Source organism: Marinomonas balearica (assembly GCF_004362145.1).
GTDB lineage: Bacteria > Pseudomonadota > Gammaproteobacteria > Pseudomonadales > Marinomonadaceae > Marinomonas > Marinomonas balearica.
Map to the genome: position 1 here is coordinate 71,645 of NZ_SNXC01000017.1, position 15,392 is coordinate 87,036.

General features: G+C 43.1%; 13 protein-coding genes. 4 read left to right on the forward strand and 9 right to left on the reverse strand.

All coding sequences use genetic code 11. The annotated features are described in order from the left end of the window. Positions 1-148: 148 nt before the first annotated feature. A complete protein-coding gene (locus DFP79_RS17640; protein ID WP_133505260.1) occupies positions 149-1,954 on the forward strand; it encodes a diguanylate cyclase domain-containing protein in 1,806 nt (601 codons plus the stop codon). A gap of 446 nt (positions 1,955-2,400) precedes the next feature. Here DFP79_RS17640 and DFP79_RS17645 read toward each other — a convergent pair whose 3' ends face one another. After that, positions 2,401-3,267 carry a hypothetical protein gene (locus tag DFP79_RS17645; RefSeq protein ID WP_133505261.1) on the reverse strand — a complete coding sequence of 289 codons (867 nt, stop codon included), beginning with the start codon at positions 3,265-3,267 and terminating at the stop codon, positions 2,401-2,403. Positions 3,268-3,378: 111 nt separating this feature from the next. On the opposite strand from DFP79_RS17645, the gene DFP79_RS17650 reads away from it, so the two are divergent. Then, complete coding sequence (locus tag DFP79_RS17650) at positions 3,379-3,783, forward strand: DUF1801 domain-containing protein (protein ID WP_133505262.1); 405 nt, start codon at positions 3,379-3,381, stop codon at positions 3,781-3,783. A gap of 218 nt (positions 3,784-4,001) precedes the next feature. Here the strand turns inward: DFP79_RS17650 and DFP79_RS17655 are convergent, their stop codons facing one another. From DFP79_RS17655 to speB, 7 genes are all read right to left on the reverse strand, one after another. After that, positions 4,002-4,943, reverse strand: coding sequence for a 2-hydroxyacid dehydrogenase (locus DFP79_RS17655; protein ID WP_133505263.1), 942 nt, complete (start codon positions 4,941-4,943; stop codon positions 4,002-4,004). A gap of 3 nt (positions 4,944-4,946) precedes the next feature. After that, positions 4,947-5,687: a class II aldolase/adducin family protein gene (locus DFP79_RS17660; protein WP_133505264.1), complete on the reverse strand. Its 741-nt coding sequence runs from the start codon at positions 5,685-5,687 to the stop codon at positions 4,947-4,949. Positions 5,688-5,718: 31 nt separating this feature from the next. Further along, a complete protein-coding gene (locus DFP79_RS18190) occupies positions 5,719-7,245 on the reverse strand; it encodes an amino acid ABC transporter permease/ATP-binding protein (RefSeq protein ID WP_133505265.1) in 1,527 nt (508 codons plus the stop codon). A 172-nt stretch (positions 7,246-7,417) separates the two neighbouring features. Next, positions 7,418-8,212 carry an ABC transporter substrate-binding protein gene (locus DFP79_RS17670; protein ID WP_133505266.1) on the reverse strand — a complete coding sequence of 265 codons (795 nt, stop codon included), beginning with the start codon at positions 8,210-8,212 and terminating at the stop codon, positions 7,418-7,420. 61 nt (positions 8,213-8,273) lie between these two features. Continuing rightward, entirely contained in the window at positions 8,274-9,320 is a 1,047-nt protein-coding gene (locus tag DFP79_RS17675; RefSeq protein ID WP_133505267.1) for an isopenicillin N synthase family dioxygenase, read from the reverse strand. Between the two features lie 57 nt (positions 9,321-9,377). Next, positions 9,378-10,226, reverse strand: a complete 849-nt coding sequence (locus DFP79_RS17680) for a sugar phosphate isomerase/epimerase family protein (protein WP_133505268.1) — start codon at positions 10,224-10,226, stop codon at positions 9,378-9,380. Positions 10,227-10,253: 27 nt separating this feature from the next. Continuing rightward, a complete protein-coding gene (gene speB / locus DFP79_RS17685; protein WP_243730310.1) occupies positions 10,254-11,219 on the reverse strand; it encodes an agmatinase in 966 nt (321 codons plus the stop codon). Between the two features lie 146 nt (positions 11,220-11,365). Between speB and DFP79_RS17690 the strand changes: the two genes are divergently transcribed. After that, entirely contained in the window at positions 11,366-12,268 is a 903-nt protein-coding gene (locus DFP79_RS17690; RefSeq protein WP_133505269.1) for a LysR family transcriptional regulator, read from the forward strand. Positions 12,269-12,583: 315 nt separating this feature from the next. Next, positions 12,584-14,197 carry a methyl-accepting chemotaxis protein gene (locus tag DFP79_RS17695; protein ID WP_133505270.1) on the forward strand — a complete coding sequence of 538 codons (1,614 nt, stop codon included), beginning with the start codon at positions 12,584-12,586 and terminating at the stop codon, positions 14,195-14,197. A gap of 133 nt (positions 14,198-14,330) precedes the next feature. Here DFP79_RS17695 and ilvY read toward each other — a convergent pair whose 3' ends face one another. After that, a complete protein-coding gene (gene ilvY / locus DFP79_RS17700; RefSeq protein WP_133505271.1) occupies positions 14,331-15,218 on the reverse strand; it encodes an HTH-type transcriptional activator IlvY in 888 nt (295 codons plus the stop codon). Positions 15,219-15,392: the final 174 nt, after the last annotated feature.

A 15,392-nucleotide genomic window follows, 5' to 3' on the forward strand; every position in this document is an offset into this window, starting at 1 on the left:
TCAGCGGAGCATATTCATTACGTCTTTAATTTTGCTGATAGATGCATATTGACAAAAAACTATGTGTTGTTAGCAAAAAGAAACGGTAATACAAGGCGCTAAATGCGAAAATTGGGTGTTGTATTAACGATTTTGAAGAGACCTGATTGTGCTAAAAGACATGCGAATTACACATAAACTGCCGTTGATTATGATTGCTTTTGCATTGATATCGGCGCTTACGACAGGTGTCGTTGCCTACTATCATGCTGTGGATGCGATTGAGGATCAGGCTGAGTCGAAATTGTATTCGTTGCTTGAATCGCGAACGTCATCGTTGGAACACTATTTTGATTCGATCCAGCGAGACATCGTCTATCATGCTCACAGTCATTTGGTTCAACGTGCCCTTAGAGATTTCTCCCGTACATGGAAGTTACTTCCAGAAAATGCAGTAGGGAATAAGCCTGCTACCCAGAGTAAAAAAACGGCTTATCTTCAAAAGCATTATATTACGCTCAACCCTTTTCCTTTGGGGCATAAGGCGAGTTTGTTGAATGCAAAAGACGGCTCGCTATATTCAAAAATGCACGAAGAGTATCATGTCGATTTTACCGCTTTTATCGATGCGGGCTCGTTTTATGATGTGTTCCTAATTAATAAACAGGGCGATATTGTTTACTCGGCCAAAAAAGAAAATGATTTTGCGACCAATTTGATTGATGGATCTTGGTCACAGACGGGACTGGCCGACGTTTTTAATAAAGCGGTAAAGAAGCCAGTAGATTCTGATTTGTATTTTTCTGATTTTTCAATCCACACTCCCAGTAATGATGCCCCTGCAAGTTTTATAGCAACACCTGTAATGGATGAACAAGGACACTTTCTCGGTGTATTCGCCGTACAGTTATCCATTGATAAGTTAGATCAGGTCATGCATGTTACAGCGGGGATGGGCAAAACGGGAGAAACGTATCTTGTTGGTGATGATTACCTGATGAGAAGTAATTCTCGCTTTTATAATGGCCGGAGCATTTTACAAATAAAGGCGGATACAGAGTCAGTAAAACGAGCGCTAACAGGTGAAGAGGGCGTTAATGTCTCTATGGATTATCGTGACCACTTAGTGTTTTCTGCATTTAAACCGTTCGATATTTTGGGGCATCGTTGGAGTGTTATGGCTGAAATAGATAAAGACGAAGTGTTAGAACCCATATATGCGTTAAATAGATTACTTTTATTGGCCGGAGTAGTCATTGCAGCGGCCATCGCATTAATTGGTTATTTACTTTCTTCAGATTTGTCCGCACCGATTAAATCCATGACCGAGACGATGAAAAAGCTTGCTAAGAATGATTTGTCAGTCAATATTTCAGTTGAAAAACGCAAAGATGAAGTTGGCTCTATGGCGCTGGCGCTTATCGAGTTTAAAAATTTTGCAATGGAGCGTGAGGCTCTTCGAAAACACCTTAATTACATGGCAAATCACGATACGTTGACGGGCCTGCCAAACCGAGAATTTGTGATGTCCTATCTAGGTGGAATTTTACAAAAAGAAGAAGAAACGATTTTCACTATTATGTTTGCAGATCTTGATGGTTTTAAAGGTGTAAACGATGATATGGGGCACCAAGCAGGGGATGAGTTACTCAAACAAGTCAGCGAGCGTCTTCTAGGTAGTGTCGGAGAGGCGGATGTGGTCGGCCGAATTGGTGGTGACGAGTTTGTGGTTATTTTACCGAGCGTGGCGAAAGAGGGCGACGCTAGAGAAGTGGCTCTAAAGATGCTTGAAACGGTTAAATTACCCTATCAAATTGAAGAAAAAGACGTGAATATTGGCGTCAGTATAGGAGCCGCCTCTTATCCTGCACACACTAATAATATTGACGAGTTATTGAGAGCGGCCGATGCAGCGATGTATCACGCCAAACGTACCGGAAAGAACCGCTTTGTTTATCATGCCCACCTTGTTTAGCGGAGGGCAATTTTGATAAATGTTACTGACACTAATTTAGATCGATTTGGCTGTTACACGCCAATGATGTTGCCGCAGCTGTCGGGAAACACATAAGTAAGATACCCATTCGTTCGACACTCTCAGGGAACAGCCAATAAGTACACCCGTTGGCTGAGCCTGTCGAAGTTGCTTAATCTAAGAAAGTGAAAACCCTTCGACAAGCTCAGGGAACAGCTAATAAGTACATCCGTCGGCTGAGCCTGTCGAAGCCACTTAATCTAACGAAGGTGGACACCCTTAGACAAGCTCAGGGAACAGCCAATAAGTACACCCGTTGGCTGAGCCTGTCTGAGCCACTTAATCTAACGAAGGTGAACACCCTTCGACAAGCTCAGGGAACAGCCAATGTGAAAACCCTTCGACAGGCTCAATGTTACTGGCACCAATTCAGGAGGGTTTGGCTGTTACACGCCAATGACGTTGCTGCAGCTGTCGGGCATGCCTTCTCTTTTTCCATAAACTGGCTTCGATACCTTGATGCCTAAAAAGCTTTTTGTTTTCACAAAATCCATTAAGAACGGAGATTCGTTCCATTTTGACGCCTCTTTATACAGTTTTCTTAAATGAGAGAGTGTTATGGTGTTCATAATGAAAACCATATCATCCTGCCAGCCGCCTTCTTTTCCTAGGATGACTTCAAGGTCCTCTTTGGTCAGAGGGTAATTGGGTGGGTAAAAGTCGGGCAGTTTTGTCAGTAGAGTAACGCCAATGCCTCGTGGGTCGGCAATGTATTCTGCGAGTTCAGGAAATATTGTAACCTCCTCAACCATCGCTTGAGCAAACATGAGTCGATAAAGCGTAATGTTGAGAAATTCCTTTTCAACATCATTTTCAAGCGCAACACAGCCTTCGTAACGTTTATATCCATCTAGAATGGTTGAATTGTGCGCGATGTACCAGTTTTTAGGCGTTGGGTCGTTTATAAAGTTCAACCAATTCTGCACAGGCATCGGAGCATCGGGGTTTACAACGTTGTTCTCTTTCATCATGCCAGCGAGCTCAGAAAGAAAGATGAAGTTTAGATTGGTATTACGCCACCATACGCTGCCTGAGTGTTTTGTATTGTCGATCGGGTTTAAAGTGCCACGCTTAATCTCCCATTTAAGAAACGCCAGCTCAGACCGACCGTAACTGTGACCGTCTTGTTCAACATAGCCATATTTATCGTAGAACGCTGTTCTAATTTTTAATCGTCCTTCCGGGTCATTTGCAATGCTGTCCGTTAAAAGTCTGACCTCTCTTACCAGTTCATCATATGTTTTAGTACTCACTTCGTAACTCCTTTGTGTAGATAGTTATAGGTTAAAACATGAAAAAAACTCACCTAATTTATAGTTTGTATTGTATTCTAATTGGAATGAATAGCGTATTGATTGAAAGTAATGGAACCTAGAATAGCGAAAATATTTGATGCATACCCTGAGAAAGCGACTTTTGTTCTTATGCAATGTCGTCAGGCTGTGTTTGACATCGCACAGGAGTATGAACTCGGAGCCGTAGAAGAGACGCTTAAGTGGGGAGAACCAAGCTACTTCGTAAAAGGCGGAAGCGCTGTGCGTATGAACTGGAAACCGAATCAGCCAGATTGCTGCTTTGTCTTTTTTCATTGTCAAACAAAACTGGTCTCAACCTTTCGTGAGGTATATGGCGATCTGTTTGAATATCAAGGTAAACGCGCTATAGCTCTAAGGCTTGACGCTCCTATACCGCTCGATCAACTGAAACATTGCTTGTCATTAGCGATGCGTTACCATTCGATCAAACATTTGCCACTGCTTGGTTGTTAATTATGATCTTTCCTTGCCCATCCCATGAGGCTCGTTTTTGCGCTATATAACAAAAGAATAAAGTATTCTCCTGTTATGTGAAATTACACGGCATTACACTTCGGATAAAGTATGAGGAGATCTAAGAGGTAGGTCGCTAATGTGGCGGAGTTTATGTGTTGGAATGAGAGGAGTGGCGAAACCAATACGTTGAAATAAATAGGGAGTCGCCACTAACGTTAGTTTATTCTATTGTTCAGAGGGCTTCCTGTTGCAAGCCTTCGCGTGTTCTCTGAAACTTGCTCTATCAGTACTTCGCTTGAAGACGCAGAAGCCATATGAGGTGTAATAAGCAGGTTTTGGACTTCCCAAAGAGGGCTGTCTTGGGCTAATGGTTCTTCATCAAACACGTCAAGAATCGCGCCACGTAGCGTTTCTGATTCAAGCGCTGTTTGGAGAGCGTTGTAATCAACATGGCCGCCTCGGCCGCAATTAATGAGTGACGCACTGCTTTTGAGCTGTTTGATAAAATTGCTATCAATAATACGGTTTGTGGCGTGATTTAATGGCAACAAATTGACCAATATATCGGTATTCTTTAGAAAAGAATGGAGCTCATCTTTTCCTGCAAAACACTGAACATTAGGGATGTCTTTCTTAGAATTTGACCATCCAGCTACTGTGTAGCCTTGCTTTTCAAGCCCTTGAGCAACGTAAAGACCAATTTCCCCTAGCCCCATAACACCGATTTGAATGTCTTGTGCTTTTTGTTGCGGGTAGCGTTGCCAGTGGCGTTGAGTTTGCCCTTGGATGGCTCTGTCGAAGTCTCTTTGAAAGTAGAGAACTGCCCAGAGTACGTATTCAAGCATTCCTTTTTTCTGTTCGTTATCAACGATTCTGCAAACTGGTAGGGCTGCATTAAGAAGAGCGTCCCCAAGGTGGTCAGCTCCCGCAGCAAGAGAGTGTAAACACTCTAATGCAGGGAACTCTGACAAAATCGTCGAATCGGGATACCAACATGCGGCCATAATTGCTTTATGAGCATTTGGGTCGTTAGGCAGTACCCACTGAACATCGTCATTCAGCATTGATGTGCTCTTATTTGCATGGGTTGTTGATAGAGATAAGAGCTCGTCGTTTAACTCTGAATCCGAAGAAACTAAGAGCACATAATGCGTCATAAACTAATCCTTATAAGACGGATCTATTCTATCAAGTTTTCTTTTCCAAGCCTTCCATACAAGGTGTCGCTCATGCTCGACCTTCTTAAATTGACTGGAAACGTAATCGGCAAGCGAGTCCGGAATCGTTGCAATAGGAGAAAGGCTGGCCATTTGTCCCGCTGCAAGTTGAATTTCGCATGCTTTGTTTAGGTAATACATGATCTGGAAAGCATCAGCAACAGAGGAACCAACACTTAGCAAACCATGGCTTTTTAAGATCAAAGCCATGTTATCGCCAAGTGATGCTTGTATCCGTTGACGTTCTTCTAGATTAAACGCAACGCCTTCGTATTCGTGATATCCCAAGCGATTGTGGAACTCAGCGCTGATTTGATTCAGGTTTAATAAACCGCTATCGCAAGCTGCAACTGCCATACCAGCAAGGGTATGCGTATGAATAACACAATGTGCATCTTCACGTGCCATGTGTACTGCACTGTGAATGGTAAATCCTGCTGGATTGTAGTCCGCATTGCCTTCCACCACGTTTCCATTCAAGTCGACGATGATGAGGTCGCTGGCGCAGATTTCGTCGAACATAAAGCCAAACGGATTAATCAAAAAGCGCGGTTCGCCGTTTTCGTCGTTGTCGGGCATTCTTACAGAAAAATGCGTGTAAAGAGTGTCTTCCCAACCCAGCATCGAGGCCAAACGGTAGGCCGCAGCGAGGTCTTGGCGAAGTTCTAATTCTGTTTGATGCATATTTGTTTCTCCTTATGCACGTTTTCTTCTATTAGGATTCTATTCCCATGAATTGTTTAGCACGCAGTAAATCAGGCGTTTCACTGTTGGCATTTGTGATCTCGGCAGGGCTAGCATCTGCCTGAACGACACCGTGTTCCATCATTACAACACGGTCAGATACTGATAGAGCAAAATCCATCTCGTGCGTTACGATAACCAGTGTCATACCTTCTTTTGCCAAATCTTGTATTACTTTCAGTACTTCACCAACCATCTCTGGATCAAGTGCTGATGTTGGTTCATCAAACAAGATAATGTCTGGAGAAAGAGCAAGTGTTCTTGCGATTGCAACACGTTGTTGCTGACCGCCAGACAGTTGATGTGGGTATTTGTCTGCATGTGCTAAAAGGCCTACACGATCCAGAAGGTACAATGCTTGATTGCGGTTTACTTCTTTGTCTTGTGGTTTGCCGTGATAGCGAGGCGCTAACATAATGTTTTCAAGTGCTGTTTTATGAGGGAACAGGTTGAAACTCTGGAACACCATGCCAATTCGCTGTAAGCCTTGACGCACTGTTTTAGAGTTGGGTTTTTGGCCCCCTTTGATAAAGTCTTCTCCAAATAAAACGACTTCACCGCCATTCAGTGATTCAAGCAAGTTGATAGTACGAATGAGTGTTGTTTTACCAGAACCGGATGGACCGATAATACTCACGACTTCCCCGATCTTAATCTGCATATCAATTTGTTTAAGCACTTCGTGATCGCCGAACTGCTTGCGGATTTTCTTAAGATTAAGCGCTGGCGGTAAGCCTTTAGTATCAACGTTCTCCCTCATAGGAATAGCGGTTGCTTGTTTTCTTAGCTCAGCACACTTGCTATCAGTAAGTGTTTCAGGTTTGCGTGAAGGTACGTCGAGTTTTTTCTCTACCCACTGCAGAACAGAGCCAAAAATCGTAACGATTGCTACGTAGTAAACGGCTACGGCTAATAGTGTTTCCATAACAAGGAAGTTTTGCGAATACAATCGTTGCCCGACTTGTAGTATTTCTACTAAAGAAATCGTAGAAACCAGAGAGCTTAACTTGATGACGGTTACGTATTCGTTAATCAGAGCGGGCATAGAGATACGAATAGCTTGAGGAATTATGATCAAGCGCTGAATGCCCAAGAAACCAATGTTTAATGCGTGTCCCGCTTCACGTTGCCCTTTGGCGACCGATAGAAGGCCGGATCTGTGGATCTCTGCCATATAAGCGGCTTCGGTAATTACCAAACTTACGAGACCTGAAATGAATGCAACACCTAGATACGGGCCGGTCGATGGAAACAGTTGGGGCAAGTTGTAGACGAAGACAAGTACAACCAGCAAGGGCACGCTTCTAAAAAACCATATAAAGACACCTGCTGGGATGTTCATCCAGCGGGAAGTAGACATTTTTGCACATGCGACAACGAAGCCCAGACCAAGTCCTAATATCCATGAAAGGGTGCTGAGGATCACAACTGTGACACACGCCTTATAAAAAGATGCCATTGTAAATAGAGAGAAAAAGTATTCCCAATCTAAGCTCATGTTTACTCCTTCGCATTAGAAAGAAGACTATGTTCTTCCTAGAGCTGCGTTTATTAATGTGGGTGAAAGCAAAATAAAGAAAAGAGTGTATGGGAGTCCATTGCCATACACTCTTTTGCTACATAACGTTTTTATCACGAGGTAACGTTATATAAAGGTGGTGCGAGAGGCGTTAGTTAACTGGAGTCAACTCGTATTTTCTGATCAAAGCATCGTATGAACCGTCTGCTTTGATTTCTGCCATTGCTTTTTCATAAGCGGATTTTAGCTCAATGTTGCCTTTCTTAAAGTAAATGCCCAGCGTATTTGGGTACATAAGTTCAGTAGAGCTTATTTTTACACGACCTTTGGTTCGTTCAACGAACATTAGCGCAGCGCCAGCTACTTCAACTTGAGCTTGAACGTTTCCTGAAAGCATGGCTTGAGTTACTTCTGGAGCAGATGGATACTCTTGAACAGTGATTGCGCCTTTACCGTTTTCAAGGCAGTAAGATTTAGACAGCTCGCCTAGCTCTTTAACCCAAGAGGTGCCTTGTGCAAGGCCTACTGTTAAACCACAAAGGTCTTTGTCAGTCGCTGGAGAAACTGGGCTGTCTTTAGTGACCATAATGGCCGCCCCTGTTCTTGCGTAAGGAACCGCATCGGCAATCTTAAGGCGCTCTTCCTTGATGTACATTGCAGACATAACCGCATCAAATTTGTTTGCGCCTAAGCCAAGGATCAATCCTGAAAACTTATTATCACTGTAGCTTTCTTCAAGACCCATTTTCGCGGCCAGTAATGCAGTTAGCTCTGGATCGAAACCAACAATTTTGTCACCGTCGTAAGATCCAAAAGGAGGGTAAGAGATTTCCATACCAATCACCAACTTACCTTCGGTAAGCGTGCCAGCAGCGGCTGTTTGGCACATTACTCCTGCCGCTAACAATGATAATCCTGATACCAATTTAGATGTAATTTTTTTCATTTTCGATTCCTCAGTGATACGTTTTAGTTCTCTTTTATGTTTTTGCTTCTAGCGTTTCATTTTAATTATTGTGGTTTTTCATATGCCCAAAGGTCGCAACATCGGTTGCTCGTTCAGGCAAGGAAAGTTCACCTTTAGCTACTTTGTCTCTTAAATAGCTATAGGTTTGCAGTGCTTGACTGTACATGTGATCGCCAATGCTAAGCTCTCGGTATTCTTCTGTACCTTTGTCGAATTGAGGCAATGGGCGAATCAATGTGTGGTAGTCGCACGCAAAGAATAGCGGGAATGAGTAACGCTCTTGTGCCACTTTACGTACACGGTGAGACGTTGCGACAAATTGTCCGGCAGTTAGAACTTCCAACATGTCGCCAATGTTAATTACAAGTGCTTCTTCATCGTTTTCTTTTAGCGGTGGAGCGTCAACCCAAACGCCGTCGTCGTTCATGACCTCTAGGCCTGGTTGATCTGATAACAGCATCGTGAAGCATTCATAATCGGTATGAGCGCCAATTCCTGGGCGGTCTTCTGCGTTCGCATCAAACGGGTAATGGATCATGCGCAGCTTAGCTGGCGGACACGTTACCATTGATTCGAAATAGTCTTCTTCTAAACCAAGCGCAAGAGCAAAGCCTGAAAACAGTTTTCTGCCTAGTGCGAAAACAGTTTCATAATAATCTAAAGCAGGTTCTTTAAAGCCCGCCAGAGTTGGCCAATCGTTAGAGCCGATTAATGGTGTTTTATTAACAACAAATGGGTGGTCTTCTGCAGCTGGAAAGCCAATGTCGAACGCTTCTTTTTTGTCTGGTTTGCCTGTTCCGTAAATTTCTTCGCCTTCAGGTACAAAGCCTTTATGCGTTTTTGAAGTACCGATGTAGTAGTTCATTTTGTCTTCAATAGACTGACCAAAGAAGTTTTTGGCTGCGCTTCTTAGGCCTGCGATTTTTTCTTTTGGAATGCCGTGACCAGTAACGTATAAAAATCCGACTTCATTGGCTGCTTTTCCCATTTCCGTCGCGACTTTTTGACGTTCTTCAAGAGATTCACTAAATAGGCCTGCAACGTTTACAACAGGAATGCGAGTAAAGGTTTTGTTTTTTGAGCTCATATTAGCCTCTGGTATAGGTGACTGATTTAACGTTATTAATTAAAAAATACACAGTGTTTAAAGGTGCGCTTTAGCGAAGCGAGTAAAATGCGCGCGTTCTTCTATAGCAATCCAATCGTTTAGCGACCATAAATCGGCAACAGGTACATTGGTAAATGGAAGATGATGTAAGTAACCGTCAGGTCCAAATTCCGTCGTCATTGTTGTGACGTTTCTGCCTTCTGCTAGGTGCCTTTTCCAAATGGATTCCCACACTGATTGATGGAAAGCTAAATAAGGTTGAAACTCTGGCGCGCCTGGATGTGGCACTTGTGCCCCTTGATCGTAGCCAACTCGTGCTTGAACATGGTAAACACGATCCAAATATTCGCTTAAATCGTCTTCAGGTTTATCCAGCAAACGTTCACATACTAATATCCAATGACTGATATCCATTGTGAACTTGAGATTTGGTAATTGCTTAATCAAGTCCAAGGTGATCCATGGGCTATAAAGCGATGTGCCACGGTGTGTTTCAAAGCTGCAAACAATGCCTGCTTTTTCCGAAAGCTCTTGAGCTTTACCGAAAAAGTCGACTTGCTCGCTCATTCCCCAGCGATCGTTTCCGGCAAGAACGTTGATGAACTTAGCGTCCAGCTTTTGTGCGGATTCGATCAGTACTTCCATTCGATCTAGATGATGTTTAGGCGTCTCTGATTGATCCGGTATAACATCACCGCCAGAGAAGAGGATTGCGATGTAATCTAGATCGTTTTGAGAAAGACCGTTTTTGAATTGAGTTAGGTCTTTCTCTGTTAGGGGAATACGACCTTCAACACCGGTAAATCCCACTTCTTTAAGCTTTGGGGCGATCTCGTCTAATGGAGTAGTGACGCCCCAAAGTGTTCTGTATATTTCTAAATTCATAATTGGCCTGCCCGCCGTAATGACGTGTTATCGATATTGAACACCTGGTAAAACACACAGCATTTCATATAAATAGTTCGCTGCAAGTTGAGAGGTGTTACCACTGATATCATATGGAGGTGACACTTCGACGAGATCTCCCCCAATTATATTTAGTCCTTTACAGCCTCGAATGATTTCTAGGCCTTGAATTGATGTAAGGCCGCCTACTTCTGGTGTTCCGGTACCCGGTGCCCAAGCAGGATCAATGCCATCAATGTCGAAAGAAATGTAAACAGGACGATCTCCTATTTTATTCCTAATTTCGCTCATCAAGGTTTCAAGCGATTTATGCCAACACTGCTCTGCTGTAACCAACTCAAAGCCTTGGCTTTCGCCCCATTTGAAGTCTTCTGCTGAGTAACCTTGAGCACGCTGACCTATTTGAAAAACGTGATCACAATCCAGTAACTCTTCCTCAACCGCGCGGCGGAAAGTGGTTCCGTGTGCGATTTTTTCACCAAACATGTTGTCGTTGGTATCTGTGTGTGCATCAATATGGATCAATGCAACTGGACCGTGCTTCTTTTTGATCGCGCGAAGGATGGGTAAAGTAAGGGTGTGATCTCCGCCAAGTGTTAGCGGAATCAACGGGAATTGGTTCAAATGAGTGTAGTATTTTTCAATAATATCTACAGATTTCAATAGGTTGTAAGTGTTGATTGGAACATCACCAATATCACCAACTGACATGGAGTCAAAAGGTGCAGCACCCGTTGCCATATTATAGGGCCTGATCATGACTGATTCTGCCCTAATTTGGCGCGGCCCGTATCGAGTTCCTGCGCGTTGTGAAGTACCTACATCTAGAGGGATGCCTATGAATGCAGCATCCAATTCTTCAAGCTCCTCAACGAAGGGTAAACGCATCATCGTTGCACGCCCACCAAAGCGCGGCATCTCATTACCACTTTGTGGTTGGTGAAAAGGCTTTTCTTTAGGATCTTGCATCATGAATCTATACCTTATAAGTCTAAAGGGTCAGGTCTTATTTGCTGAATGACATTCATCCTAGAAAAGAGCTCTTGACTGTTAAATAGCAAATGCAAAATAATCACTTCATAGATTACTGAAGTAAGATAAAACAGGAAAAAGGGTGTATGAGGCAGGACAAGCGAATTAACGTAAGGCTTTTGGATGTATTTATTGCTGTAGTGCAGCATCAGGGGTACGCAGGTGCGCAGCAAGAGCTTAATTTAACGACATCTGCCATCAGTAATTACATGAGTGAATTAGAAGCCTACGTGGGCTTTGTCTTATGTCAGCGTGGGCGTTCGGGGTTTTCTCTTACGGAAAAAGGGCAACAATTTTTCCATCAATCGATTAAATTGCTTGATGAGATGGATCAACTAGAGCGGCACGCAGAAGCGCTGAAAGGTGATATTGGTGGTACGTTTTGCATAGCAGTACTGGATGCAACGGTTATGGATAAATCCTTATCCCTGCATGAGATCATTCGAAAATTCAGTGAAAAATTTCCCGCTGTCCACCTTAACCTTCAGATTCGAAGTCCGTATGAGCAGGTTCAAGGTATTCTAAATAATCAAATCGATCTCGCGATTGGCAATTATCCATCCAGTGTAAACAATGTTATCGAAGAAAAACTCTACCGAGAGCAGCATTGGCTGTATTGCAGCCACTTGCATCCATTATTTGAAGAAAATTACATATCGGTTGAACAAGCGACGAAGTGCGGGCTGGTCACGAGAAGCTACTGGAATACATCAGATTTAAGGAAAAGAGGATTCGGACACAGTACTGCAACTGTAGAAAGTATGGAGGCTCAGCTCACACTGATATTATCAGGAAAATATGTTGGTTATTTACCTGAACATTATGCTAAAAGCTTCGTCAAAGAAGATCGCTTACGTCCCATATTGCCCAGCGAATTTGGTTATCAGGCACCGTTTTCTATGATTTGTCGCCGTGGTCGAAGCCGAGAGCTCTTTATACAAACGATGCGTGAATTGCTCAGCCAACAAACGGCGAAGAGCGCAAAATAGGAAGATACCCCCTCGGTAACGTCGGCTTTTTGGTTTTTAGCGAGCGCACAATTGACTCAAAAGTGATTGCAAATGTTGAGGGGGTTCTTTAAAGTCCCATTTTTTTCTAAATGTGAGAAACTGTGCAATTGCTCTCATTTAGGAAAATGTTAACTAGAATATGTACTTAAAAGTAAGAATAGAAGGTGATTAACATCGCATAAGGCGAAAAGCGAACTGGCTTTATATGACCTGAAACTTCCTCTAAAACGTCATCATTCCCACCTAAATTAGATATAAAAATGTCCCTTTAGGATGTAGTAAAATAGGAATCACATGAATAATCTATCAATGAGAGCAAAATTTATAGCGCTTGTTAGTTCCATCATTATCGTGTTTTTGGTGGCATTGAGCGTAATGAAGTCGAAAAGTACTGACTTGGTAGACAGCTTCGACCGCTTTTATAGTGAAAGCCACGCCACTTCATTAAATTTGGAGCGCATTAAAGAAGCTCAAGTAAGCATTATGGTTAATGTAAGAGGTTTACAAATTGCCTATCTACTGTCTTTAGATAAACAAACCCCACCCTATTTAGAAGCCATTTCAGAAGCTTACAACAAGACCCCTGGATTATTTTCAAACTTGAGCGAAGGCTTTAATGGCGATACGAGTGTTTTGAAAAAACTGCAGGACTTGACCGAAGATTTTGAATACAAGACACAAAATTTCGTCAAAGCGATGCAAAATTCGGATAACCACAAAGCGCCATTTCCAGTGTTTTCTGCTTTTATGACGTCTTACAAGACGCTGATGGCGTATTTTTCTGATTTGACTGAACAAAACCACTTAGAGGTTTTAAAAGCCAAGCAGGAAACTGAAACGCTTGTATCTGAAATAGAATTTTATTTCTGGGGCGCAATTCTCATTGCCTTAAGTGTTTCGTTAACACTGGGCTACATTATTTCAAATAATATTGTGAATGGAATCCGCAATGTTCGAAGTGCCGCACAAAGTATGGCTGAAGGGCATTTGAATAAACCTATCGCAGTCTCGGGCAACGATGAAATTTCAGATTTGGGCAACGCGATCAATGTGACAACTCAAAATCTACGTACTGTGATCAACAACGTATTGAGTTCAGTTAATACTGTTAACGAAAACAGCCAAGGTGTACTTAAGGCCAACAACGATGTTGCGGAGTGCTCACTGGAAATTATGGAGAACACTGAACAAGTTGTTGTTGCTCTTGATCAGATGTCAGCCAATAACCACACTATTTCTGACAATACACAGCAGTCTGCGGAAGCCGCCAATGAAATTCGCAAAGTGGCACAAACCAGTCTATCAGCCGCACATAACACGCTAAACGCCATTAATGACTTAGTTGCTGCTTTAAAAGAAACCAACGGCGTTGTCAGTGAACTTCGTAATGAAACTAATAACATTGAGACGATTCTTGGTGTCATACGAGGAATTGCAGAGCAGACGAATCTGCTTGCATTAAATGCCGCAATAGAAGCAGCACGAGCAGGTGAGAGTGGGCGAGGTTTCGCAGTCGTCGCTGACGAGGTAAGAGGGTTGGCTCAACGCTCCCAAGACAGTGTAAATGAAATAGAAGCACTGCTACTGAAGCTAAACGACGCCAGCAATCGGGCGGTTAGCCAAATGGACAGTAGCCTAGTGCTCGTTGAGTCCTCTCACGATCAAGTCGCACAAGGCAATGAACTAACGAGCAATATACTGGAGCGTATTGAAGGCATTTCTGATCAAACTCAGCAAATTGCTTCTTCCGCAGCAGAACAGATTTCTGTGTCAGAAAACATCAATAGAAAAATGCACTCTGTTCGCGATCTAACGCAGCACAATGCAGAAATCGCAAAAAGCTCAGGTGTAGACATGGCCGAAAGCAGTGTCGATGTACAGCAGCAGCTTAGTTTCTTTAAGCTCTAATCGTTGCGCTATCCATACTCGTATTCACACTTAAAGTAGTTAGTAACAAGTGAAGGTGTGAATACGGCTTCTGATTTCGGTTATACCTTTCTCTTTCTCTTTCTCCTAAAGCCCGATTTACCTGAATTGGGCTCTATTTACTGGTCATTAGGCTCCAAAACGCCTCGACCATCGGGTTCTTTAGGCTCTTGTTAAGAGTGAATAAGCCAATGTCGTACGGAGCGAGCTCTGGCTGAACATCCCACACTTGTACACGTTCTTTTAAGGGGCTGTTGTCCAGTACGATGCTGGGCACAACACCTACACCAAACCCCAAACTCACCATACTAACAATGGCCTCATTACCGGCAACCTGCGCATAAATAGTCGGGGAGATGTCTTGTTTACGAAACCATTGATCAATGCTGTTTCTTGATACACCCGCTTCCGAAAGGATCATCGGAACTTTGCTCCATTGGTCGGCTGTCTCAGGCGGCTGGGTCGGAACACTGGGCAAATGCTGTTCCACAGGCGCAATGAAAACGAGTGGCGATATCGTTATAGGCTTGAAGGCCAAGTTGCGCGCAACGGAAGTAGGGTGTGCTGCAATGGTAATGTCTTCTTTACCGTCTAAAATTCGGGCAATGGCTTCATCTGGGTCGCCGGTGTGAAGCTTAATTTCAATGCCCGGATGCACTTGTCGAAACTGATTTAGCAGTTCAAACAAAAAGCTGTAACTTGCCGTAACCGAACAATAAATACTGATTTCACCGTGCAATTGATCGGAGCTGTCGGCCAGCTCGTGTCGAATGAGTCGCCATTGACTAACGGCATCGCGCGCATACGTCAGAAATTTCTTCCCTTCTTGTGTGAGCGTTACAGTTCGGTTGTCACGCGTAAACAGTTCAACACCTACTTCGTCTTCCAATTGGCGAATGTTTCTGGAGAGGGCTGAAATGCTGATATTGCATTCCTCGCTTGCTCGACCAAAATGCAAGGTTTCTGCTAGTGCTAAAAAGTGTTTTATCGATTTTATATTCATATTGTCCATTCTAAATCAGTATTGCAAAAAATGGGACGTTATATTGCAAATATATCAATTTACGAAAGAACGATATTTAACTAAAGTAACGGCCATTGTTTACTTAGGCTCTTAAATGTCTTTGTAACACGTATTTAATATCAGTGTGGCTTGATCACTGATACCACTAAAACA

Bases quoted from the DNA above. Each gene is read 5' to 3' on its own strand.
- ilvY (WP_133505271.1), bottom strand. From the start codon at position 15,218: ATGAATATAAAATCGATAAAACACTTTTTAGCACTAGCAGAAACCTTG.
- DFP79_RS18190 (WP_133505265.1), bottom strand. From the start codon at position 7,245: ATGAGCTTAGATTGGGAATACTTTTTCTCTCTATTTACAATGGCATCT.
- DFP79_RS17695 (WP_133505270.1), top strand. From the start codon at position 12,584: ATGAATAATCTATCAATGAGAGCAAAATTTATAGCGCTTGTTAGTTCC.
- speB (WP_243730310.1), bottom strand. From the start codon at position 11,219: ATGATGCAAGATCCTAAAGAAAAGCCTTTTCACCAACCACAAAGTGGT.
- DFP79_RS17690 (WP_133505269.1), top strand. From the start codon at position 11,366: ATGAGGCAGGACAAGCGAATTAACGTAAGGCTTTTGGATGTATTTATT.
- DFP79_RS17650 (WP_133505262.1), top strand. From the start codon at position 3,379: ATGGAACCTAGAATAGCGAAAATATTTGATGCATACCCTGAGAAAGCG.
- DFP79_RS17655 (WP_133505263.1), bottom strand. From the start codon at position 4,943: ATGACGCATTATGTGCTCTTAGTTTCTTCGGATTCAGAGTTAAACGAC.
- DFP79_RS17660 (WP_133505264.1), bottom strand. From the start codon at position 5,687: ATGCATCAAACAGAATTAGAACTTCGCCAAGACCTCGCTGCGGCCTAC.
- DFP79_RS17670 (WP_133505266.1), bottom strand. From the start codon at position 8,212: ATGAAAAAAATTACATCTAAATTGGTATCAGGATTATCATTGTTAGCG.
- DFP79_RS17680 (WP_133505268.1), bottom strand. From the start codon at position 10,226: ATGAATTTAGAAATATACAGAACACTTTGGGGCGTCACTACTCCATTA.
- DFP79_RS17675 (WP_133505267.1), bottom strand. From the start codon at position 9,320: ATGAGCTCAAAAAACAAAACCTTTACTCGCATTCCTGTTGTAAACGTT.